The organism is Rhizobium sp. O111, assembly GCF_055616315.1.
The window spans coordinates 3,399,559-3,420,141 of sequence record NZ_JBSHXL010000001.1 but is presented as its reverse complement, the minus strand read 5'-3'; the positions used below and the strand labels follow the sequence as shown (position 1 = coordinate 3,420,141).

Genomic DNA, 20,583 nt, shown 5'->3' with positions numbered 1-20,583 from the left:
AAAGTTAGTCTGAAAGTGCCCAATAAAAAGCCCCTCCGCCTTGCGGGGAGGGGTTGGGAGGAAATCTGCGCTGTCGATCAGACTTACTTCGAGACGTCCTGGCCGAAATACTTGTCGGAGATCGTCTTGTAGGTACCGTCGGCCTTGATATCGACGAGCGCCTTGTTGATGGCCTCAAGCAGTTCCGGTTCGCCTTTGCGGATGATGATACCGGAGTGGTCGGCATTTTCTTCCTGTGCGGCGATCTTTACCGGGGCGTCGGGCTTGTGCTTCTTGAAGTCGAGGAAGGACAGGCTGTCGTTGATGGTGGCGTCGGCGCGCTTGGTGAGAACCAGCTGGATCGACTGGTCGAAGCCGTCGGTGCCGACGAGTTCGGCGCCGGACTGCTCGGCGAGCTTGCCGAAGTTGCTGGTCAGCGACTGGGCCGACTTCTTGCCCTTGAGATCAGCGAAGCTCTTGATGCTGTCGTCGCCGTCGCGAACGATGAGCACGGCCTTTGAGGCGATGTAGGGTTCGGAGAAGTCATACTTCTGCTTGCGCGCATCGGTGATGCCGACCTGGTTGATGACGGTGTCGTAGCGCTTAGCGTCGATGCCGGCGATCAGGCCGTCCCACTTGCCTTCGACGAACTCGGCCTTGACGCCGAGCTTGGCCGCGACCGCTTCGCCGATCTCGACATCGAAGCCGACCAGCTTGCCGCTGGCATCATGGAAGGTGAACGGGGCGTACGTGCCTTCGGTGCCGATCTTCAGCACGCCTGCCTGCTTGATGGCGGCGAGGTTTTCGCCGGCCAGTGCCGGCATCAGGGCGGCGGCCTGGATCAGGGCTGCGGTGGCGAGGGTCTTCAGGAGGTTCATGTGTCTGTCCAATTCACCAGTGTGTTCGATGGCTGGAAAATCGCAGAAAAGCCGACGCCGCGATGCGTCAAAAACTGCAAAGAAAATCGGCAACTGCGAATATTTTTCTCATTTATCACGGTTTTGGTGTTCAGTGTTTCACAATGTGAAGCGATGATTTATCAGTTGCTGCTTGTTTGCACGTTTGGATCGGTTTATGCATGATTCAATCGATTTGAGATTGGTCAGGCTAAATCCGGCATGAACACGAACGAACTTCTGCTGCAGGAGCGCAAGAGCGTCATTTCGCGCAAGCTGCAGACGCATGGGCGCGTGCTTGCTGCAGAGCTCGCGGCTGAATTCGGCGTCTCCGAGGATACGGTGCGCCGCGACCTGCGCGAGATGGCGGCGGCGGGGCTCTGCGAGCGGGTCTATGGCGGCGCGCTGCCGGTCTCGCCCGCCGGCGGCAGCCTCAATCACCGCGCCGGTATTGCGCGCGACCGCAAGCAGGCGCTGGCAGCGGCCGCCGTTTCGCAGATCGCAGCCGATATGACCGTGTTCTTCGATGCCGGCAGCACGAACCTGGCGATCGCCATGGCATTGCCGATGGATCTGCCGCTGACAGCGGTGACCAACGCGCCGTCGATTGCCGCGGCGCTGATCGACAAGCCGCTCGTCAACGTCATCCTGATCGGCGGATTGATCGATCGGCAGGTGGGCGGCGCGCTGGGGGCGAAGGCGATGCGCGACATGGAGCCGCTGTCGCCGGATCTCTGCATTCTGGGCGCCTGCGGTGTCGATATCGCGGCCGGTGTCACCGTCTTCGGTTTCGAAGACGCGGAGTTCAAACGCTTCGTCGCAACCAAAAGCCGGCAGGTGCTCGTCGCCGTGACCTCCGACAAGTTCGGCACGGCCGCGCCGCATGGCGTGCTCTCGGCCGCCGATTGCGGCTGCCTCGTGGTCGAGCGCGACGCCGATCCTCAGATGCTGGCGCGCTACCACGATCTTGGCTGCAAGACGCTAGTTGCCGGCGAAACCGAATAGATATCGTTCAATGACGCGCCGGGCGAGGAGTGCCGGCGCCAGTGCATATGGGAAGAGAGATGGATAATCACGTCAACACAGCGCTTCCGGTCAGAAGCGGCTACGTCACCAAGAACAGGACGGCAGTGTCGCTGCTGTTTCTGATCAACGGCTTCACCGTTGGTTCCTGGGCGCCGAAGATCCCGGAATTCGCCGAGCGGCTGGAGCTCAGCAAGTTTCATCTCGGGCTGATGATCCTGGTGCTTGGTATCGGCTCTCTGACGCTGATGCCGATCGCCGGCGCGCAGATCGCCCGGCATGGATCGCGGGTCGTGTCGCTCGCTATGGCCGTCTGCCTGCTGCCCGGCCTTTTGGCGCTGACGCTGGCGCCCAATATCGTGACGGCGGCAATCGCGATCTTCCTGTTCGGCGGCTTCATGGGGGCCATGGATGTCGCCATGAATGCCAATGCGGTTGCCGTCGAGCAATCGATGCGGCGGGCGATCATGTCGTCCTGCCACGCCTTCTGGAGCCTGGGTGGCCTGATCGGCGCCGGCCTCGGCGGGCTTTTGATCGCGCATTTCGGCGTGTTCGCGCATGCCGTCGTCGCCACGGCTCTTGCCGCCATCACGCTTGCCGTTGCCTGGAACATGATCCTTGCCGACCAGCCGCATCCCGACACAAAGAAAGAGAAGACGCGCCTGCCGATGGTGCCGCTGCCCTGGCTGCTCGGTCTCGTCGCGCTGTTTTCGATGATGCCTGAGGGGGCGGTGCTCGATTGGGGCGCGCTTTATCTCCGCGAGGAACTCGGTGCTTCGGTTGCGCTCTCGGGCTTCGGCTTCGCGGCCTTCTCGCTGACGATGGCGGCGATGCGCTTTGCCGGCGACCTCGTTCGTGATCGCCTGGGCGGCGTCATGACGCTCAGGATCTGCACCCTATTCGCCATCGCCGGCATGCTTCTCGCAGGTTTCGCGCCGAATGCCGAGATCGCCATCCTCGGCTTCGCCTTCTGCGGCATCGGCATCTCCAACATGGTGCCGATCGCTTTCTCGGCGGCGGGCAATATTCCGCATCTGAAGGCGGGTATCGGTATCTCCGTCGTTACCACCATGGGCTATTCCGGCATGCTGGTTGCGCCGTCGGCGATCGGCTTCGTGGCGGAGCATGTCGGCTTCTCCGTCGTGTTCATGGCGCTGCCGGTGCTTCTCCTCGTCGTGCTGGCGCTTTCCAGTCTGGCGCGCTACGCCGACGGTATCTCCGGTGGCGGTCACTGACAGACGTCAAACAAAGTGATGGATGCCGCGGGTTGACAAGCGGGCGGTCATGATCCACCTGAAAGGCACGAAATTTAAGGGTTCAAGAGCTCTATCCATGTCTTCAGCTACGGATTTTGATCCGAAACCGCGCCGCGCATCCGTTGCCGTCGATGTCGGCGGCGTCATCGTCGGCGGCGGCGCGCCCGTCGTCGTCCAGTCGATGACCAATACGGATACGGCCGATATCGACGCCACGGTCGCCCAGGTGGCCGCGCTCTACAAGGCCGGCTCCGAGCTCGTTCGCATCACCGTCGATCGCGATGAGAGTGCCGCCGCCGTGCCGCGCATCCGCGACCGGCTGCTGCGCCTCGGCATGGATGTGCCGCTGGTCGGCGACTTCCACTATATCGGCCACAAGCTCCTTGCCGATCATCCCGATTGCGCCGAGGCGCTGGCGAAATACCGGATCAATCCCGGGAATGTCGGCTTCAAGGACAAGAAGGACAAGCAGTTCGGCGACATCATCGAGATGGCGATCCGCTACGACAAGCCCGTGCGCATCGGCGTCAACTGGGGTTCGCTCGATCAGGAACTGCTGACCGCGCTAATGGACCAGAATTCGGCGGCCGGTTCGCCGCTGTCGGCGCGCCAGGTCACCCGCGAGGCGATCGTTCAGTCGGCGCTGATCTCGGCAAATCTTGCCGAAGAGATCGGCCTGCCGCGCAACCGCATCATCCTGTCGGCCAAGGTCAGCCAGGTGCAGGACCTGATCGCCGTCTATTCCATGCTGTCGGAGCGCTCTGACCACGCGCTGCATCTCGGCCTCACCGAAGCCGGCATGGGCACCAAGGGCATCGTCGCTTCGTCGGCTGCCATGGGCTTTGTGCTGCAGCACGGGATCGGCGATACGATCCGTGTATCGTTGACGCCGGAGCCGAATGGCGATCGTACGCGCGAAGTGCAGGTGGCGCAGGAAATCCTGCAGGTCATGGGCTTTCGTCAGTTCATTCCCGTTGTCGCAGCTTGTCCCGGCTGCGGCCGTACGACGTCGACGGTGTTCCAGGAACTGGCGCAGAACATCCAGAACGATCTGCGCAAGAACATGCCCGTGTGGCGCGATAAGTATCCGGGTGTCGAGGCGCTCAACGTCGCGGTCATGGGCTGCATCGTCAATGGCCCGGGTGAGAGCAAGCATGCCGATATCGGCATCTCGCTGCCGGGAACGGGCGAAAGCCCGTCTGCGCCCGTCTATATCGACGGTCAGAAGGCGATGACGCTGCGTGGTCCGAATATCGCGTCGGATTTCGAGGCGCTGGTCGCCGATTACATCGAAAAGCGCTTCGGCCAGAACAGGACGGCGGCGGAGTAATCCGCGCCGTCGCTTTTCCTATCCAAAATCAGATACGGCTGGTGAGCAGCTTCAGCCCTGCGAAGCAGTAGAAGGCCGCCATGGCGCCTTCGATCCAGCGGCGCAGACTTGAATAAATCTTCAGTGCCTGCGGTGTCGAGAACAGCACGGCATAGCCCATGAAGACGATGAAGCCCGTGGTCAGGCAGATACCGACGATCAGGCCGGCAACGGATGCCGGCGCGCCCTGCGGCATGCCGAGCGCGATGATCGCCAGCCACGCGAAGATCGCCTTCGGATTGGTGACGTGAATGCCGTAGCCGCGTAGGAGAAGCGCGCGCGTCGACATGTTCTTCGGCGTCGTGGCCTGCTTGATATCGGGGTTGGCGCGCACGGCCTTGAAGGCCTTGTAGGCGAGATAGAGCAGATATAGGCCGCCGAAGATCTTCAGAATCTCAAGCGCCACCGCATAGGTGTTGAGGATGGTGGCGAGCCCGAGTGCTGCCGCGCAGGCCCAGGTGAAGGAGCCGGCGAAGATACCGAGCGAGATCGTCATGCCGGCCTTGCGGCCATGCACCATGGATGTCGAGACGATCGCCATGATGGCCGGGCCGGGGCTGATGACGGCGACGATGTAGGCGATATAGGCGGGCAAGATCTGCGGAAGGTAGCTGAGGGTCTCGTGCATGGCGCTTCTCTTGGGAACGGCCGCGCATCGTTGCGGCCTTGCGCCAAGTTCTAGGCGCGCCACGTGTCGTTCGGCAAGAGAGCAGGGCCTGAGGGAGCGCCGGAATCTTGTCTCGGTGACGCTTTTTCAGCGATTGCTAACGCTTGTCCGTCTCAGCTCTTGCGCTCGGCGATGAAGCGGGCGGCTTCGACGAGAACCGTGGCGCGCTCGCCATAGGGGGCCAGCAGGGCTTCTGCTTCCTTCACATGGGCTGAAAGCGTCGCCTCGGCCCAGGCCATGCCGTGCAGGCCCACCAGAGTACCCTTGCCGCGGCCGGCGTCCTTGCCGGTTGCCTTGCCCATGGTGGCGCTGTCGGCGGTGAGGTCGAGGATGTCGTCGGCCAGCTGGAAGGCGAGGCCGATGCGTTCGCCGAACCGGCGCAATGTCGCGCGGTCCTCGGCCGGGCTGCCGGCCACGATGGCGCCTGCCTCGCACGCAAAGCGGATGAGGGCACCCGTTTTCATCGCCTGCAGCATGATGATGCCCTGTTCGTCCGGTGCCTGCTTCTCTGCGGCCAGATCGAGCGCCTGTCCGCCGGCCATGCCGCCGAGGCCGGAGGCCCGCGACAGCGCCAGGATCAGCGCGACCTTGCTCGCCTCGTCGATGCCTGGCGTCGAGGCGATGATGTCGAAGGCGTATGTCAGCAGACTGTCGCCGGCGAGAATGGCGGTGGCCTCATCATAGGCAATATGGACCGTCGGTTTGCCACGGCGCAGGTCGTCGTCGTCCATGGCGGGAAGGTCGTCGTGGACGAGCGAATAACAGTGAACGCATTCGAGTGCGGCGCCGATCCGCAAGGCGGCGTCGCGATTGCCGCCGAGCATCGTTGCCGTCTCGACAACAAGAAACGGGCGCAGCCGTTTGCCGCCGTTCAGCACTGCGTAGTGCATGGCCGAGCGCAGGTTTTCCGGGCGGATGATCTCGTCGTCCAAGATCGCTTGAGAAAGCAGCGCGTCGAGCACGCCTTCGATCTCACGGGCGTTGGCCGCGAGCCGGTTTTCGAATGTCTTCAGATGCGCGTTCATGCGGCGTTGTTTGGCACGGGCGGGCTTGGGCTTGCAACGGAATTGTCGACAGAGCAACCAAGATTTCCTTTGTGTCTGGCCATGCCAGTTTGCAGGCGGTATGGAGAAGAGGGGAACGAGACTGGGTCAGGGGAATTGGACATCACGCCGGAGACAGACGACAGCATGGCCATGCCGATCCATCGGCGCGCCCTCGTTTGGCTGAAGGGTCGTTCGCTTATGATGCGCATTGTTCTGGCGATCGCCGCACTCCTCGTCCTGCCCTATGCGCTGATCTTCCTCTACGTGTTGCCCTTCATCCATCCGGTCTCGACCTTGATGCTGCGCGATCTGGCTCTCTTGCGTGGCTACGACCGGCAATGGGTGTCGATCGACCAGATCTCGCCGGTTCTGGTGCAATCGGTGATGATGTCGGAAGACGGGCAGTTCTGTTTCCATGGTGGCGTCGATTGGGGCGAGATGCGGATGCTGGTCACCGACACGCTGCGCGGTGAAGCAACACGCGGCGGCAGCACCATTCCGATGCAGACGGCGAAGAACCTGTTCCTGTGGAACAGCCGTTCCTTCGTGCGCAAGGCGATGGAATTGCCGCTGGCGGTCACCGCCGATTTCGTCTGGTCGAAGCGGCGGCTGATGGAGATCTATCTCAACATCGCCGAATGGGGGCCGGGTATCTACGGCATCGAGGCGGCGGCGCGCTATCACTTCAAGGTGCCGGCGTCAAAGCTCACCAGCCGGCAGGCGGCCCTGCTTGCCGTGTCGCTGCCCAACCCGATCGACCGCAACGCAGGTAAACCTGGCCGCGGCCTGCGCAGTCTGGCGGGCGTCATCGAGCGCCGGGCGCGCAGTTCCGGCGAATACATCAGATGCATTTATGACTGACATCAGAAGATGTCGCTGGTGACCCCAGATGTCATCTGGCATGCGTGATGGCACGTATGAAGGATGATGCGCGCGGCCCGGCCGCGCTTGCTTGCAAGGGAGAGATCTTTGGACCAGCTGACGCTCTATATCGGCAACAAGAACTATTCCTCTTGGTCGTTCCGCCCCTGGATCGCCATGACGGCTGCGGGCATTCCGTTCGAGGAGGTTCTGGTTCCCTTCGATAACGCGGCCGGCAATCCGCATTTCCGGGCGTTTTCGCCGACCGGGCAGGTGCCGGTGCTGCAGCATGGCGCCACCCGCGTGTGGCAGTCGCTTGCCATCATCGAATATGTCGCCGAGCTTTTTCCCGAAGCCGGACTGTGGCCGAAGGCGCGCGACAAGCGGGCCGTGGCGCGCGCGGTGTCGATGGAGATGCTCTCGGGCTTCAGGGCGCTGCGCAGCGCCTGTCCGATGAACATGCGCCGCCCGAAGGGCCGGATTGCGCTCGCCGATGGCGTCATGGCTGATGTGGCTCGCATCGAGACGATTTGGCGGGATCTGCGCGCTCATTCCGGCGGTCCCTTCCTGTTCGGTGAATTCTCCGGCGCCGATGCGATGTTTGCGCCCGTCGTCAATCGCTTCGAGATCTACGATCTGGTGGCGTCGGGCGATACGTTGAGCTATATGGCGGCAATGAAGGCCCTTCCGGCCTGGAAGGCTTGGGAGGATGCGGCGCGCGCGGAGCCGTGGATCGTCGAGGAAGACGAGGTCTGATGAGAGATTCAAGTGAATCTCAAAAAATAAAGCTGGGGACTGGTCAAGCCCCTCCAAGGCATGTATAAGCGCGCAAAATTTCCGAAATCGCGATATGTCGTTTCGGCCGCCAGTCTGGCCGTTGGATGTGTTCGCCTGTGAAGTGGAGTAAGAAAAATGGCTGTACCTAAGAGAAAAACAAGCCCGTCCAAGCGCGGTATGCGCCGCTCTGCTGACGCGCTGAAGGCCCCGACCTACGTTGAAGACAAGAACTCCGGCGAACTGCGTCGCCCGCACCATATCGATCTGAAGACCGGTATGTACCGCGGCCGTCAGGTTCTGACGCCGAAGGAAAGCGCATAATTTCATTATGCGTTCTGCTTCAGCAGAATTCGCAAGGCCGGCCGTGTGCCGGCCTTTTGCGTTTTGGCAATAATATATCGCATGATCACTTGAAGTGACGCGGTGATTTACGGCACTATTCTTCCACCGAGGGAGAATACCGCCACATGTTCACTGCAATTCCGCTGATGGTCGTGCCTTTCATTCTCTATAATCTTGCGATGGTCGGCTTGATGGGCAGCGGCGGACTTCCCGCGCTTCACAATGACCTCATCGTACTGTCGATGATCTCAGGGGCGATCTGGAGCATGTCGCTCGGAGACCTGTTCATCGTCGTGGCGCTCGTCGTGTTGTTCTTCGAGATCTTGCGCGCGACGCGCAACGCACGCGGAAGCCTGGCCAACCACATGCTGTCCATGCTTGTTTTCATCGCGTTTCTGGTGGAGTTCCTGCTCGTTCCCGATGCGGCGACGCAGGTGTTCTTCATTCTTCTGACGATCGCGCTGATCGATGTGGTCGGCGGCTTTGCGGTATCGATCCGCAGCGCCGGGCGGGATGTCTCTATCGGGCTATGAGTTTCGGCATCTCCCCGAGCTCTGGGGCTTGAGGAGATGCGAAGCGATAGGGTTTGGTATCAGAGACTGTCGAGCTTGCTCTGAAGCGCGCGCAGCTGTTCCTTGAGTTCATCGATGTCCTTGGCCTCGGCCTTGCGGCTTTCCTTGGCGGCTGTTGCCGGCGCCTTGAAGGGCGAGAACATCTGCATCGCCTGCTGGAACATCTCGGTGTTGCGGCGCACCTGGTCCTCGACCATCTGCATGGGCAGCTGCAGGTTCTTCGTCAGCGGCGTCTCGCCGAAGGCACGCGTCACCTGCTCGCGCATCTGCGTCTGCTGCTCGGTAAAGGCGCGCATGGAGTGTTCCAGGAAGCTCGGAACCACCATCTGCATCTGGTCGCCATAATAGGTGATCAGCTGGCGTAGGAAGGAAATGGGTAGCAGCGTGTTGCCGGTCTTCGATTCCTGCTCGAAGATGATCTGCGTCAACACGGAATGCGTGATGTCGTCGCCGCTCTTGGCATCCTGTACGGTGAAGTCCTCTCCCTTCTTCACCATCTCCGCCAGGTCTTCCAGCGTCACGTATGTGCTGGTGCCCGTGTTATACAGTCGGCGATTGGCGTATTTCTTGATCGCTACCTGGCCCTCATTCTTCGCCATATGAATCTCCCAAAGCCCGTCTTATTGTCATTGAAATTCCTCCACTTGGGAGTGTAGACGCAAAATCGGGCCGGTGACAATCTCTTTGTGCGATGCGGCAAGCCCCTTTTAGTGCAAGACAATTCACGCAGCGTAAGTTCTTTCGAAAATTCGCATGTGCTCTCTTGTCGTTTGACTTGGCGATGAAGCTTTGTCAGTTTCAACCTATATGTGGTGGAGCAAAACGAGGAGACCTTCATGTCCAGTCAGTCTATCGTCATCGCCAGCGCCGGCCGTACGGCCGTCGGCTCGTTCAACGGTGCTTTCGCCACCGTCGCCGCCCATGAACTGGGTGCGGCGGCCGTCAAGGGCGCGCTCGATCGTGCGGGCGTCGATGCCTCCGAAGTCGACGAAGTCATCCTGGGGCAGGTGCTGCCGGCGGGCGAGGGGCAGAACCCGGCGCGGCAGGCGGCGAGGAAGGCCGGCGTTCCCAAGGAAGCGACCGCCTGGGGCATCAACCAGCTCTGCGGTTCCGGCCTGCGCGCGGTCGCACTCGGCATGCAGCAGATCGCGCTCGGCGATGCGAAGATCATCGTCGCCGGCGGCCAGGAATCCATGTCGATGGCGCCGCATGCCGCGCACCTGCGCGCCGGCACCAAGATGGGCGACATGAAGATGGTCGATACCATGATCAAGGATGGCCTCACCGACGCCTTCTACGGCTACCACATGGGCGTGACCGCCGAAAACATCGCACGCCAGTGGCAGCTGACGCGCGAGGAGCAGGACATGTTCGCTGTCGCCTCACAGAACAAGGCCGAGGCCGCGCAGAAGGCCGGACGTTTCGCCGACGAGATCATTCCCTTCGTCATCCAGGGGCGCAAGGGCGATGTCACGGTCGATGCGGACGAATATATCCGCCATGGTGCCACCATGGAGGCAATGGCGAAGCTTCGCCCGGCGTTCGACAAGGAAGGCACGGTCACGGCCGCCAACGCCTCGGGTCTGAATGACGGTGCGGCGGCTGCCGTGCTGATGACCGAACAGGAAGCATCGCGTCGCGGTATCCAGCCGCTGGCGCGTATCGTGTCTTGGGCCACCGCCGGCGTCGATCCGCAGATCATGGGTACGGGCCCGATCCCGGCTTCGCGCAAGGCGCTGGAGAAGGCCGGCTGGTCGATCAACGATCTCGACCTCGTCGAGGCCAACGAGGCCTTCGCCGCGCAGGCCTGCGCGGTCAACAAGGATCTCGGCTGGAACCCCGAGATCGTCAACGTCAATGGTGGGGCGATCGCCATCGGCCATCCGATCGGCGCGTCCGGCGCACGCGTGCTCAACACGCTGCTGTTCGAGATGAAGCGCCGCGGCGCCAAGAAGGGACTTGCGACATTATGCATCGGCGGCGGAATGGGCGTCGCCATGTGCTTCGAAGCACTTTAATAGCCTGCTTTATATCGTGTCTTGGTTGAGCTCCGGGGATAGCGGAGCCTTACATATGGGGAGCGGAACATGAGCAGAGTCGCTGTTGTCACCGGCGGTACGCGCGGTATTGGCGCCGCCATTTCACTGGCCTTGAAGAGTGCGGGCTATCGGGTCGCCGCCAACTATGCCGGCAATGACGAGGCCGCGCAGGCGTTTCACGCGGAAACCGGCATTCCCGTTTTCAAATGGGACGTGTCGAGCTACGAGGCCTGTTCGGAAGGCCTGGCGCGGATCGAGGCCGAGATCGGCCCGATCGAGGTGCTCATCAACAATGCCGGCATCACGCGCGATGCGATGTTCCACAAGATGACGCCGCAGCAATGGCACGAGGTGATCAACACCAACCTCACCGGCCTGTTCAACATGACGCATCAGGTCTGGGCCGGCATGCGCGAGCGCAGCTTCGGGCGCATCGTCAATATCTCGTCGATCAATGGTCAGAAGGGCCAGATGGGGCAGGCGAACTATTCGGCGGCAAAGGCCGGTGATCTCGGCTTCACCAAGGCGCTTGCCCAGGAAGGGGCGGCGAAGAACATCACCGTCAACGCCATCTGCCCCGGCTATATCGGCACCGAGATGGTGCTGGCGATCCCGGAGAAGGTGCTCAACGAGCGCATCATTCCGCAGATCCCGGTGGGGCGTCTCGGCACGCCCGACGAGGTCGCGCGCTGCGTTGTGTTCCTGGTTTCGGATGATGCCGGCTTCATCACCGGCTCGACGCTCAGCGCCAATGGCGGGCAGTTGTTCGTCTAAAGCGGGCTCTGCCTTAGACGGATATGCTTAGCGGATCGAGGCGGTATGTTCGGTATCGCTGACGGTCGTCTGGTGAGACTGCTTATGCGGGATCTTGCTCGTGTCGTATGGGTTGAGCGAGGCCGCATAAGTGGCGAGCGCAATCGTCAAGATTGCCGCAGCGCCGATGATCTTCGTCATTGTCTTTCCCTCCCGAGCCGGTCGAGGCATTCCTGATCCCGACCGGTGTCGATATTGGGGCGAATTCGAGGAATTATTCGGTCATTCAACCGTTGGGATGCTGCCGGTCGCGGACCTTCACAGGCACGCGGACGCGCACCTGGTTTTCAGTGCGGAGCGCCATTGCCGCCGTTGCCAGAAATGCTGCCGCGATCAGAATGGCGGTTGCCGAATTCAGGATGATCTGGGCCATGATTTTGTCCTCTCACAGGGGTGGCGCATCTGATGTGCCGCCGTTTCGTGAGGGGAATATGAGCCTGCCCGCCGTTGCCGGATAGACTAGGCTTTGGCGACCGATTGTCAACGCCAAATTGACAATCGGCATTTCGCGGTCACGCAGGCTCGCCGCTGATCCAGGTCTGGTTGATCTTGATCCCGTCGCTCATGTGAACAAGATCGGCGCGCAGGCCGGGTGCGAGGCGGCCACGGTCATCGAGCTTCAGGAAGCGGGCGGGGTAGAGCGTTGCCATGCGCAGCGCTTCTGAGAGCGAGAGGTCGAGATAGGTCAGGCCATAGCGGATCGCCGAGGCCATATCGACGTCGGAGCCGGCGAGCGTGCCGTCTGACAGCACCAGCCTTGAGCAGAAGGCGCCGGTCTCGCGCCGCACCGTGCGGCCGTTCAGCGTAAAGCTGTTCTCTGTTGAACCCACCAGCGACATGGCGTCGGTGACGAAGAACAGCTTGCCCTCGCCGCGCTTGGCTCGAAGCGCCGTGCGCAGCGCCTTGGGGTCGACGTGGTGGCCATCGGCGATGATGCCGCACCAGACGGCCGGATGATCGATTGCCGCGCCGACAAGCCCGGGCGTGCGATGGCCAAGCTGGCTCATGGCGTTGAAGAGATGCGTCACGCCACGGGCGCCGGCGTCGAAGCGCGCCTCGGCGGCTTCGCTCGTGCAATCGGAGTGGCCGATGCTGACTGTGACGCCCGCTTCGCTCAGTTCCCGCACCTGTTGTGCCGTGACCTGCTCGGCCGCCATCGTCACCAGCAGCGTGCCGATCGCCTCGGCGGCGGCGGAAAGTGCCTTGACGTCGCGGTCCTCTACCGGGCGCATCAGTTCGGCCAGATGCGCGCCCTTGCGGGCAGGCGCGAGATGGGGACCCTCGAGATGGAGGCCGGCCACGCCGCGATTCGCCTTGACTGCTTCTTTCGCGGCGTCGATCGCGGCGGCCGTCGCTTCGCCGGTATCGGTGATCAGCGTCGGCAGCAACGACGTCGTGCCATAGGGGCGATGGCCCTCGGCGATGCGGTACATGGAGGCGGGCGATGGCTCGTCGTTCAGCATCCGGCCGGCGCCGCCATTCACCTGGGCGTCGATGAAGCCGGGCGCGAGGATGCCGCCGTCGAGCGTGATCGTCTCGCCATCAGGCAGGTCGTTCAGGCCGGCGATCGTCTCGATGCGCCCGTCTGCGACGACAAGCGCCTTGTCGTCGTGAAAGCGCTCGCCGTCGAAGATGCGGGCGCCGATGAAGATCTTGCGCGACATCAGACGGTCTCCGTCACCTTCAAGAGGTTCGCCGGCTTGTCGGGGTCGAAGCCCTTGCGGCGGGTGACCGCCTCGATCATGCGATAGTAGACCAGCAGCGAGACCAGCGGGTCCAGGAGGCCGTTGCCTGTCGTAGGGACGCGCAGGTTGATGCCGGGAAGTTCCTTGGTCGAGAAGGGCACCGTGGTGGCGCCGAGCTTGCTCAGACGCTCCAGCGCCTTGACGTTGTTGGCGTAGGCCGCGTCATCGGGCGTGAAGGAAAGGATCGGGAAGCCCGGCTGCACCAGGCGCATCGGGCCGTGCATGAGTTCAGCAAGCGAGAAGGCTTCGGCATGCAGGCCGGAGGTCTCCTTGGCCTTCAGCGCTGCCTCGAGAGCGATGGCGAAGGCCGGGCCGCGGCCGCCGGTGTATAGCGAGGTGGCGTTGAAGAGCACGTCCTCGGCGGCAGCCGTATCGATGCCCGATGTGGCGTTCAGCGCTTCGGGAAGCTTTTCAAGTGCTGCCTGCAGGTCGGCACTGGCGCCGATTGCCGCCGTGACGCCTGACAGAGCCGCGACCGAGGCGATGAAGGACTTGGTTGCCGCGACGCTCTTCTCGGCGCCGGCGTTGAGGTCGAGCATGAGATCGGCCTGCTTGGCGAGCGGGCTGTCGGTGACATTGACGACGGCAATGGTCGTCGCGCCGCCGCGCTTGGCCGCTTCCTGAAGTGCGACGATATCGGGGCTCGCACCTGATTGCGATACGGTGAAGTGGATGCCACCCTTGAGGCGCAGCGGCGTGCCATAGACCGACGCGATCGATGGGCCGACCGAGGCCACCGGAATGCCGCAGGTGATCTCGAAGAGATATTTGAAGAAGGTGGCGGCATGGTCGGACGAGCCGCGCGCGGCAGTGGTGACGACGCTTGGCGCGTTCTTGGAAAAGAGCTTGGCGATCTCGTCGAAAACAGGCTTTTCCTTGCGCAGCAGCGTCGCAACCACCTCGGGGGACTGGCCGGCTTCCTGCAACATCAGCGACTGGGTTTCACTCATAGCTCGTCTCCAATTCTCAATTCTGCAACAAAATCATATGCATCGCCACGGTAGTGGGAGCGGGTGTATTCAACGACGCGCTGGTCTTCCAGGCGCGATATGCGTTCGATCAGAAGGGCGGGGGCGCCGGCCGCAACGTCGAGCGCTGCCGCCGACGTCGCGTCGAGCGTGACGGCGGAGAGCTTCTGCAGCGCGCGCACCGGGCGATGGCCGCTTGCCGTCAGAGCGTCATAGAGCGAGCCTTCGCCGCCGGCGGTGTCATCGAGAAACTTAACGGGGACCACGGAGCGATCGATCGCCAGCGGCAGCCCGTCGGCAAGGCGCAGGCGATCGAGGCGCAACACGCGCTCGTCGACGCCGAGGCCTAGCAGGAAGGCCTCCTCCGGCGAGGGCTTGTTGATGGTGCGCGACAGAATCCGCGCCGCCGGCACGCGGCCGCGCGAGCGCATGTCTTCGGAGAAGGATGAAAGCCGCCAGAGCGACTGCTCCATGCGCTCCACCTTGGCGGAGACGAAGGTGCCGCTGCCATGGCGCGATTCCAGCGTGCCTGAATTCAGGAGATCGCGATAGGCGGTGCGCACCGTGACGCGACCGATCTTCAGGGATTCGGCCAGATCGCGCTCGCTCGGCAGTGCTGCCCCCGGCTTCAGTAGCCCCTCATTGATCAGCCCGGTCAACGTCTGTGCGAGACGGCGATAGAGAGGTCCGCTGCGCGCTGTGTCGCGCAGTCCGCGTGCCTCGATCTCGGCTATCAGACTGGTTCTATCCATGAGATTAAAATAGAACCTCTTTGGAACCAATTGCAAGCGCTAACTTGCATGAAAAAACCCTCGCAGAGGTCTGCGAGGGTTTGATGACATCGGGCATGGTCGGCAGGTGGCCGTCAGCTCTTCGAGAAGATGTAGTCCGTTTCCTGGCGAAGCACTTCGCCGGGGCGCAGAACCGCGTTGGGGAAGCCCTCGTGGTTGATGGCGTCGGGCCAGATCTGGGTTTCCAGGCAGAAGCCGGCGAAGGGGCCGTATTTGCGGCCGCCGATACCAGGCACCGGCACGTCGAGTTTGAAGGCGGCGTAGAACTGGACGCCGGGCTCGGTCGTGCGCACTTCCATCGACACGCCGGAATAGAGGCTGCGCGCGAGCACCACCGAGCGCTTGGCGACACGTTCGGACGAGAGGCAGAAATTGTGATCGTAGAGCGCCTGGGTGTCGCCCTCGAAGCGCTTCAGCGAGGCCATTTCGCGGAAGTCGAACACCGTGCCTTGCACCGGGCGGATCTCGCCGGTCGGGATCTGGCGCTCGTCGGTCGGAAGATAGCTGTCGGCCGCGATCATGATGTCGTGGCCAAGCGTGTCATCGCGGCCGTCGAGATTGAAATAGGCGTGCTGGCAGACATTGGCGATGGTCGGCTGGTCGCTGGTCGTCTCGTAGACGACCGAGAGTTCGCCATCGCCATGCACGCGGTAGGTGACGAGGATAGTGCAATTGCCGGGGTAGCCGCCGCGGCCGTCGGCGTCGACGATCTTCAGGACGACGCGGTCGCTGTCATGCTCGACGATCGTCCAGTTGCGCAGCGCGATGTTCTCGAAGCCGCCATGCAGGTGGCTGACGCCGTTTTCGTTGAGGTCGAGCTGATAATTCTTGCCGTCGATCGTGAACTTGCCGCCGCCGATGCGGTTGGCATTGCGGCCGGGCGTCGCGCCGAAATAGGCGGAATGGGCGGGGTAGCTGTCGAAATCATCGAAGCCGAGGGTGAGCGGCGCGTCATGGCCTTCGAGCCTGAGATCCTGAATGACGGCGCCCCAGGTGATCACCTTGGCGGTGAGCCCGCCGCCCGAGATTTCGACGCGATGGACGGTCTCGCCCGTCTTCGTCGTTCCAAAAACGTCCCGCTTCAATCCATCCGCCATCCTGTTTCCTCCCCGGTTCGCGTCCGCAATTTCGCGAGGGAACCTGCTCTCAATTGAATGAAATCGCAACCGCCGCGATATAAAAAACAAACGCCGCCGGTCAGGTCCGGCGGCGTATCAAGCAAAGCGAAAAGGTCTCAGCCGTCCTCGCCAATATCTTCCAGATTGTAAGGCGTCGTCTGGTAGATTTCGTTGATCCAGTTTCCGAACAGCAAATGCGCGTGGCTGCGCCAGCGGTTCTGCGGCGGGATCGAGGGGTCGTTGTGCGGGAAGTAATTGTGCGGCATCTTGATCGGAACGCCGGCATTCACGTCGCGGAAATACTCGTCACCGAGCGATGTCGAATCATATTCGACGTGGTTGAAGATATAGAGCCGATTGCCTTTCTTCTCGTGAACGAGGCAGACTCCCATCTCGCTCGATTCCATCAGGATTTCCAGCGTGTCGGATTTTTCGATATCGGCGCGGCGCACTTCAGTCCAGCGCGAGACCGGAACCTCGAAATTGTCGGAGAAGCCGTTGAGATAGACCGACGACGGCTTGAGGTTCTTGTGGCGATAGACGCCGAAGGCCTTTTCCGTTAGCGCGTGCTTGGGAATATCGTGGAAATGGTAGATCGCGGCCATCGCGCCCCAGCAGACATTCATCGCGGAGTGAACGTTGGTGCGCGTCCAGTCGAAAATCTGCTGCATTTCATCCCAATAAGTAACGTCTTCGTATGGAAGCGTTTCGATCGGCGCGCCTGTGATAATGAAGCCGTCGAACTTCCGGTGTTTGATCTCCTCCCAGGTCTGGTAGAAGGAGAAGAGATGATCTTCCGAGGTGTTCTTCGCCTTGTGGTTCCCGACGCGAACAAGCGACAGCTCGACCTGCAGCGGCGAGGCGCCGATGAGGCGCGCCATCTGGATCTCGGTCTTGATCTTGTTCGGCATGAGGTTCAGAAGCCCGATCTGCAGGGGGCGAATGTCCTGACGGATCGCGGCCGTCTCGGTCATTACGCGCACACCTTCCTGAACCAGGGTTTCAAAGGCGGGCAGGGTATCGGGGATCTTGATCGGCATAGCGGTCACTCGATGAAAAAACGAAAATATCGCTATCGGTCCGCACGCGGCCCTTTAGCAACTTCTTTAACGTGGCTGCAAGCCGGCCGGCCAAATCACCACGGAGCGCTCTAAATAGACCCAGTCAGGCCGCGAATCAATGACCGATACGCGGCGTCGCCTATTTGCCGAGGTAACTCGCGCATTACCTGATGCTAGAAACTGTTGCTGGACAGGCTGACTCACGGTGCTATTCAGGTGCTACATACGCGTAAGGAAGCATGATGGCAGAGGACGTCAAAAGCAGACCGAGCATCCAGGGGCAGGACCGGGTAGGGTATGATCTCAGCCTGATCTTCCGCCTCAAGGTGATGTTTTCGGCATTCTGGCACTCCAGGGTGCGCGCGCCGGTGCTCATTCTCTCGACGGCTTTGATCGGCATCATTCTGGCGACAGCCTATGCCACCGTCATCCTCAACCAGTGGAACGCGCCATTCTACGACGCCATCTCGCGTCGCGATCTGCCGGGGTTTTTCCACCAGCTGAAGATCTTCGCGCTGATCGCCGGCATGCTGCTTTTGCTCAACGTGGTGCAGGCCTGGCTGAACCAGATGACGGCGCTCTACATGCGGGAGGGGCTGACGCGCGATCTCGTCGACCAGTGGCTGCAGCGCAAGCGGGCGCTCAGGCTGGCGTCCAGCGGGCTGATTGGCGTCAATCCGGACCAGCGCCTGCATGAGGATGCGCGCAATCTGGCGGAAAGCACCACGGGTCTTGTCATCGGTCTGGTGCAATCGACGATCCTGCTGGTGAGCTTCATCGGCGTTCTCTGGGAGCTGTCGAGCGGCTTCGTCTTCCGTTTCGGCGAGTACGCCTTTTCCATTCCTGGCTATATGGTGTGGGCGGCGATCTTCTATGCCGCGTCGGCCTCGGTGCTCAGCCAGCTCGTCGGACGCAAGCTCGTCAAGCTCAATGCCGATCGTTTCTCCAAGGAAGCCGAGCTGCGTTTCGCGCTGATGCATGCCAACGAGAACATTCCGGCGATCACGGCGGCGCGTGGCGAGGAAAATGAACGGGGGCGGATCAACACCGATATCAGCGCCGTTCTCGCCGTCATCAAGAAGCTGGCGATGGCCAACGTCAATCTGACCTGGGTGTCGGCCGGCTACGGCTGGCTCGTCGTCGTCATTCCGATCATCGTGGCGGCGCCCGCCTATTTCTCCGGCGGCCTCACCTTCGGCCAGCTGATGATGTCGGTCGGCGCCTTCAACCAGGTCAACACGGCGCTGCGCTGGTATGTCTCCAACTTCGGCCCGATCGCCGAATGGCGCGCGACCTTGATGCGCGTCACCGATTTCCGCCAGGCTCTCACCACGATGGGCGACGATGTCGATCTCAAGGAAACGATCGCCTATGAGCGCAGCGCGCCGGGCACGCTGACGCTTGAGGATGTGACCATCGCCACCAAGATGGACGAGGAGATCGACCAGTGCGGCGGCTTCCGCCTGCATGAGGGCAGCGTCACCATCAAGGCCGGCGAGAAGGTGATGATTAACGGCGATCACAACGTCAATCGCAAGCTGCTGTTCCTGGCGATGTCGGAGCTGTGGCCTTGCGGCAGCGGCAAGATCGGCCTGCCACCTACCGACGACATGCTGTTCGTGCCGCAATCGGCCTATATTCCGGGTGGTACTTTGCGCGAAGCGCTGGCGTTTCCCGCAGCCGCCGACACCTACAAGAACGACGATGTGGTGGCGGCGCTCGAAAAGGCGGGGCTGCACAATCTCGTTGCCCGCCTGGATACGCGCGCACGCTGGGACAAGCTGCTCGATGCCGATGAACAGCGGGCTATCGGTTTCGCGCGCCTCTTGCTGGTCCGGCCGCAATGGATGGTCTTCGACGAAGTGCTCGAGGGCATGGAGCCCGAATGGCAGTCGACGATGATGAAGGTGCTCGAGGCGATGCCGGATGCGACGATGATCTATATCGGCCGCTCCGACGCCTACATCGAGGCGTTCCATCCGCGCGTGCTGCATCTCGAAGCACTTGCCGCCAAGCCTGATGAGAGCAGGGTCGCCGACAAGGCGCCGAACACGCCGGCGCCGGCGCTCTGATCGCTTCGATCGGGATCACATCGGCGGAACGATGCCGTTGGTGCCGACCGTGACCTGTGCTGCGGAGACCGTTCCGTCGGCTGCCTTTTCGCCCATTACGATGACATGCGCGCCCGGTGTCAGGTCCGACATCTGCGCGGCGGTGAAGGTCACGATCGGCGTATCGTCCGATATCGAGATGGTCTTTTCCTTGCCCTGATAGGTCAGTGTCACGGTGTGGCCATCGACGGATTTGACCGCCTTGGCGACGGTCGCGTTGGTCATGCTGCTGTTGGGTTTCAGATCCCAGGGGCGGCTGCCTTCGCCGGTGCCTTTCATGGCAGCCGGAAAGATGAGCACCTCGAGTGCGCCATCGCCGCCGTCCTGTTTGGGCAGCGAGGCGATGCCGACGAAATCGCCGGGCTTGATGTCCTCGACCGACGCCTTCTTGATGCCGCCAACCTTCCATTCCGGCTTCAGCGCGATGGTCTGGTTGGCGCCCTCGCGGGTCTTGACGACGAGCGTGTCGCCGGAAAGGCTCGCGATATCGCCACGAACGCGCACGCGCTGCGCATCAGCTGCCGATGTGATCTGCGACGTGCTCAGAAGAATGCCGACGGCAAGCGCCGCGACATGGCTGGTAATCAGATAGCGAGACATGGGTTTTCTCCTCTTGGCTCCGGGGGCGGGAGCCTTCGGGAGCTTAGGCACGAGGTCTTGGCGCTGGCCAATCAATGAAATGTGAGGGTTTACGACCCGGAGACGGGAGCTATCTGGCAGGGGATTGCCAACGGGCAGGAGAGCTTGAATGCCGGAGAAGAGACTTGCGGATGTATACCATGCCTACATCGACTGCCTGAATTCCCAGGATTGGCAAAACCTCGGCACGTATGTCGGGCAGGATGTGCGCTATAACGGCCAGATGGTTGGCCTCGATGGCTATCGGCAGGCGCGTGAGGCCGAGTTTCGCGCGATACCCGACCTCTATTTCGACGTACAGATCCTGATCGCCGATGACACCACGGTGGCCAGCCGGCTGAATTTCAACATCAGCCCGCAAGGCACATTTCTCGGTCTGCCCGTCAACGGCAGGCGGATCTCGTTTTCAGAGAACGTGTTCTACGAGTTTGCCGACGGCAAGATCGCCAACGTGTGGTCGATCGTCGACAAGGCGGCGATCGAGGCCCAGCTTTCGGTGGCGTAGAGGGC

24 protein-coding genes and 1 riboswitch are annotated in these 20,583 nt (G+C 61.9%); of the genes, 12 read left to right on the top strand and 12 right to left on the bottom strand.

All coding sequences use genetic code 11. The features are described from left to right. Positions 1–83: 83 nt before the first annotated feature. Positions 84–857 (bottom strand): amino acid ABC transporter substrate-binding protein, encoded by a 774-nt coding sequence (locus ACVTFQ_RS17115; RefSeq protein WP_111562671.1) that lies wholly within the window; start codon positions 855–857, stop codon positions 84–86. On the opposite strand from ACVTFQ_RS17115, the gene ACVTFQ_RS17110 reads away from it, so the two are divergent. The 4 genes from ACVTFQ_RS17110 (at position 858) to ispG (ending at position 4,484) form a co-directional block, all read left to right on the top strand. Then, positions 858–1,061 (top strand): hypothetical protein, encoded by a 204-nt coding sequence (locus tag ACVTFQ_RS17110; protein ID WP_146618490.1) that lies wholly within the window; start codon positions 858–860, stop codon positions 1,059–1,061. A gap of 36 nt (positions 1,062–1,097) precedes the next feature. Beyond that, positions 1,098–1,880 (top strand): DeoR/GlpR family DNA-binding transcription regulator, encoded by a 783-nt coding sequence (locus ACVTFQ_RS17105; RefSeq protein WP_111562670.1) that lies wholly within the window; start codon positions 1,098–1,100, stop codon positions 1,878–1,880. A 59-nt stretch (positions 1,881–1,939) separates the two neighbouring features. Further along, positions 1,940–3,133, top strand: coding sequence for an MFS transporter (locus ACVTFQ_RS17100; RefSeq protein ID WP_111562669.1), 1,194 nt, complete (start codon positions 1,940–1,942; stop codon positions 3,131–3,133). Between the two features lie 97 nt (positions 3,134–3,230). Beyond that, complete coding sequence (gene ispG / locus ACVTFQ_RS17095; RefSeq protein ID WP_047508990.1) at positions 3,231–4,484, top strand: flavodoxin-dependent (E)-4-hydroxy-3-methylbut-2-enyl-diphosphate synthase; 1,254 nt, start codon at positions 3,231–3,233, stop codon at positions 4,482–4,484. Between the two features lie 28 nt (positions 4,485–4,512). Here ispG and ACVTFQ_RS17090 read toward each other — a convergent pair whose 3' ends face one another. Together ACVTFQ_RS17090 and ACVTFQ_RS17085 are read right to left on the bottom strand one after the other, a co-directional pair. Then, complete coding sequence (locus tag ACVTFQ_RS17090) at positions 4,513–5,151, bottom strand: LysE family translocator (RefSeq protein ID WP_111562668.1); 639 nt, start codon at positions 5,149–5,151, stop codon at positions 4,513–4,515. A 152-nt stretch (positions 5,152–5,303) separates the two neighbouring features. Next, positions 5,304–6,215, bottom strand: coding sequence for a polyprenyl synthetase family protein (locus tag ACVTFQ_RS17085; protein ID WP_111562667.1), 912 nt, complete (start codon positions 6,213–6,215; stop codon positions 5,304–5,306). A 135-nt stretch (positions 6,216–6,350) separates the two neighbouring features. Between ACVTFQ_RS17085 and mtgA the strand changes: the two genes are divergently transcribed. The 4 genes from mtgA to ACVTFQ_RS17065 all read left to right on the top strand — a co-directional run bounded on the left by mtgA (position 6,351) and on the right by ACVTFQ_RS17065 (position 8,749). Further along, positions 6,351–7,097, top strand: coding sequence for a monofunctional biosynthetic peptidoglycan transglycosylase (gene mtgA, locus ACVTFQ_RS17080; protein ID WP_181459264.1), 747 nt, complete (start codon positions 6,351–6,353; stop codon positions 7,095–7,097). 108 nt (positions 7,098–7,205) lie between these two features. Next, complete coding sequence (locus tag ACVTFQ_RS17075; RefSeq protein ID WP_111562666.1) at positions 7,206–7,853, top strand: glutathione S-transferase family protein; 648 nt, start codon at positions 7,206–7,208, stop codon at positions 7,851–7,853. A gap of 156 nt (positions 7,854–8,009) precedes the next feature. Continuing rightward, positions 8,010–8,195 carry a 50S ribosomal protein L32 gene (rpmF, locus tag ACVTFQ_RS17070; RefSeq protein ID WP_003543812.1) on the top strand — a complete coding sequence of 62 codons (186 nt, stop codon included), beginning with the start codon at positions 8,010–8,012 and terminating at the stop codon, positions 8,193–8,195. A 146-nt stretch (positions 8,196–8,341) separates the two neighbouring features. After that, positions 8,342–8,749, top strand: a complete 408-nt coding sequence (locus ACVTFQ_RS17065; RefSeq protein WP_111562665.1) for a hypothetical protein — start codon at positions 8,342–8,344, stop codon at positions 8,747–8,749. Positions 8,750–8,808: 59 nt separating this feature from the next. Here ACVTFQ_RS17065 and phaR read toward each other — a convergent pair whose 3' ends face one another. Next, positions 8,809–9,387 (bottom strand): polyhydroxyalkanoate synthesis repressor PhaR, encoded by a 579-nt coding sequence (gene phaR, locus ACVTFQ_RS17060; protein ID WP_018901844.1) that lies wholly within the window; start codon positions 9,385–9,387, stop codon positions 8,809–8,811. Positions 9,388–9,624: 237 nt separating this feature from the next. Between phaR and ACVTFQ_RS17055 the strand changes: the two genes are divergently transcribed. Continuing rightward, on the top strand, positions 9,625–10,806 hold the full coding sequence (locus tag ACVTFQ_RS17055; protein ID WP_112436396.1) for an acetyl-CoA C-acetyltransferase: 1,182 nt from the start codon (positions 9,625–9,627) through the stop codon (positions 10,804–10,806). Positions 10,807–10,875: 69 nt separating this feature from the next. Next, complete coding sequence (gene phbB / locus ACVTFQ_RS17050; protein WP_111562663.1) at positions 10,876–11,601, top strand: beta-ketoacyl-ACP reductase; 726 nt, start codon at positions 10,876–10,878, stop codon at positions 11,599–11,601. Between the two features lie 27 nt (positions 11,602–11,628). Here phbB and ACVTFQ_RS17045 read toward each other — a convergent pair whose 3' ends face one another. The 7 genes from ACVTFQ_RS17045 to metA form a co-directional block, all read right to left on the bottom strand. Next, positions 11,629–11,781, bottom strand: a complete 153-nt coding sequence (locus ACVTFQ_RS17045) for a hypothetical protein (protein WP_181459263.1) — start codon at positions 11,779–11,781, stop codon at positions 11,629–11,631. An 85-nt stretch (positions 11,782–11,866) separates the two neighbouring features. Further along, positions 11,867–12,013, bottom strand: a complete 147-nt coding sequence (locus ACVTFQ_RS17040) for a hypothetical protein (RefSeq protein WP_181459262.1) — start codon at positions 12,011–12,013, stop codon at positions 11,867–11,869. Positions 12,014–12,152: 139 nt separating this feature from the next. Continuing rightward, a complete protein-coding gene (nagA, locus tag ACVTFQ_RS17035; protein ID WP_111562662.1) occupies positions 12,153–13,304 on the bottom strand; it encodes an N-acetylglucosamine-6-phosphate deacetylase in 1,152 nt (383 codons plus the stop codon). Next, entirely contained in the window at positions 13,304–14,335 is a 1,032-nt protein-coding gene (locus ACVTFQ_RS17030; protein ID WP_111562661.1) for an SIS domain-containing protein, read from the bottom strand. The genes nagA and ACVTFQ_RS17030 overlap by 1 nt, the downstream gene beginning before the upstream one ends. Continuing rightward, the gene (locus ACVTFQ_RS17025; RefSeq protein ID WP_111562660.1) at positions 14,332–15,105 is read right to left on the bottom strand and encodes a GntR family transcriptional regulator; all 774 of its coding nucleotides are present in this window, start codon (positions 15,103–15,105) and stop codon (positions 14,332–14,334) included. The genes ACVTFQ_RS17030 and ACVTFQ_RS17025 overlap by 4 nt, the downstream gene beginning before the upstream one ends. A gap of 113 nt (positions 15,106–15,218) precedes the next feature. Next, complete coding sequence (locus tag ACVTFQ_RS17020; protein ID WP_111562659.1) at positions 15,219–16,241, bottom strand: aldose epimerase family protein; 1,023 nt, start codon at positions 16,239–16,241, stop codon at positions 15,219–15,221. Positions 16,242–16,378: 137 nt separating this feature from the next. Next, a complete protein-coding gene (gene metA, locus ACVTFQ_RS17015) occupies positions 16,379–17,302 on the bottom strand; it encodes a homoserine O-acetyltransferase MetA (RefSeq protein WP_018901853.1) in 924 nt (307 codons plus the stop codon). A gap of 34 nt (positions 17,303–17,336) precedes the next feature. Then, a riboswitch (SAM riboswitch) is annotated at positions 17,337–17,414 on the bottom strand. Between the two features lie 151 nt (positions 17,415–17,565). Between metA and ACVTFQ_RS17010 the strand changes: the two genes are divergently transcribed. Continuing rightward, complete coding sequence (locus ACVTFQ_RS17010) at positions 17,566–19,395, top strand: ABC transporter ATP-binding protein/permease (RefSeq protein ID WP_111562658.1); 1,830 nt, start codon at positions 17,566–17,568, stop codon at positions 19,393–19,395. A 15-nt stretch (positions 19,396–19,410) separates the two neighbouring features. Here ACVTFQ_RS17010 and ACVTFQ_RS17005 read toward each other — a convergent pair whose 3' ends face one another. Beyond that, on the bottom strand, positions 19,411–20,034 hold the full coding sequence (locus ACVTFQ_RS17005) for a DUF5666 domain-containing protein (protein WP_111562657.1): 624 nt from the start codon (positions 20,032–20,034) through the stop codon (positions 19,411–19,413). A gap of 148 nt (positions 20,035–20,182) precedes the next feature. Here ACVTFQ_RS17005 and ACVTFQ_RS17000 point away from each other — a divergent pair, with 148 nt between their 5' ends. Then, on the top strand, positions 20,183–20,578 hold the full coding sequence (locus ACVTFQ_RS17000; RefSeq protein WP_111562656.1) for an ester cyclase: 396 nt from the start codon (positions 20,183–20,185) through the stop codon (positions 20,576–20,578). Positions 20,579–20,583 lie beyond the last annotated feature (5 nt).

Coding starts and splice junctions, on each gene's coding strand:
- ACVTFQ_RS17065 (WP_111562665.1), top strand. CDS start 8,342: ATGTTCACTGCAATTCCGCTGATGGTCGTGCCTTTCATTCTCTATAAT.
- ACVTFQ_RS17090 (WP_111562668.1), bottom strand. CDS start 5,151: ATGCACGAGACCCTCAGCTACCTTCCGCAGATCTTGCCCGCCTATATC.
- ACVTFQ_RS17010 (WP_111562658.1), top strand. CDS start 17,566: ATGGCAGAGGACGTCAAAAGCAGACCGAGCATCCAGGGGCAGGACCGG.
- ACVTFQ_RS17115 (WP_111562671.1), bottom strand. CDS start 857: ATGAACCTCCTGAAGACCCTCGCCACCGCAGCCCTGATCCAGGCCGCC.
- ACVTFQ_RS17030 (WP_111562661.1), bottom strand. CDS start 14,335: ATGAGTGAAACCCAGTCGCTGATGTTGCAGGAAGCCGGCCAGTCCCCC.
- phaR (WP_018901844.1), bottom strand. CDS start 9,387: ATGGCGAAGAATGAGGGCCAGGTAGCGATCAAGAAATACGCCAATCGC.
- ACVTFQ_RS17105 (WP_111562670.1), top strand. CDS start 1,098: ATGAACACGAACGAACTTCTGCTGCAGGAGCGCAAGAGCGTCATTTCG.
- metA (WP_018901853.1), bottom strand. CDS start 17,302: ATGCCGATCAAGATCCCCGATACCCTGCCCGCCTTTGAAACCCTGGTT.
- nagA (WP_111562662.1), bottom strand. CDS start 13,304: ATGTCGCGCAAGATCTTCATCGGCGCCCGCATCTTCGACGGCGAGCGC.
- ACVTFQ_RS17045 (WP_181459263.1), bottom strand. CDS start 11,781: ATGACGAAGATCATCGGCGCTGCGGCAATCTTGACGATTGCGCTCGCC.
- ACVTFQ_RS17025 (WP_111562660.1), bottom strand. CDS start 15,105: ATGGATAGAACCAGTCTGATAGCCGAGATCGAGGCACGCGGACTGCGC.
- rpmF (WP_003543812.1), top strand. CDS start 8,010: ATGGCTGTACCTAAGAGAAAAACAAGCCCGTCCAAGCGCGGTATGCGC.
- ACVTFQ_RS17055 (WP_112436396.1), top strand. CDS start 9,625: ATGTCCAGTCAGTCTATCGTCATCGCCAGCGCCGGCCGTACGGCCGTC.
- ACVTFQ_RS17100 (WP_111562669.1), top strand. CDS start 1,940: ATGGATAATCACGTCAACACAGCGCTTCCGGTCAGAAGCGGCTACGTC.
- ACVTFQ_RS17000 (WP_111562656.1), top strand. CDS start 20,183: ATGCCGGAGAAGAGACTTGCGGATGTATACCATGCCTACATCGACTGC.
- ACVTFQ_RS17040 (WP_181459262.1), bottom strand. CDS start 12,013: ATGGCCCAGATCATCCTGAATTCGGCAACCGCCATTCTGATCGCGGCA.
- ACVTFQ_RS17005 (WP_111562657.1), bottom strand. CDS start 20,034: ATGTCTCGCTATCTGATTACCAGCCATGTCGCGGCGCTTGCCGTCGGC.
- phbB (WP_111562663.1), top strand. CDS start 10,876: ATGAGCAGAGTCGCTGTTGTCACCGGCGGTACGCGCGGTATTGGCGCC.
- ACVTFQ_RS17020 (WP_111562659.1), bottom strand. CDS start 16,241: ATGGCGGATGGATTGAAGCGGGACGTTTTTGGAACGACGAAGACGGGC.
- ACVTFQ_RS17085 (WP_111562667.1), bottom strand. CDS start 6,215: ATGAACGCGCATCTGAAGACATTCGAAAACCGGCTCGCGGCCAACGCC.
- ispG (WP_047508990.1), top strand. CDS start 3,231: ATGTCTTCAGCTACGGATTTTGATCCGAAACCGCGCCGCGCATCCGTT.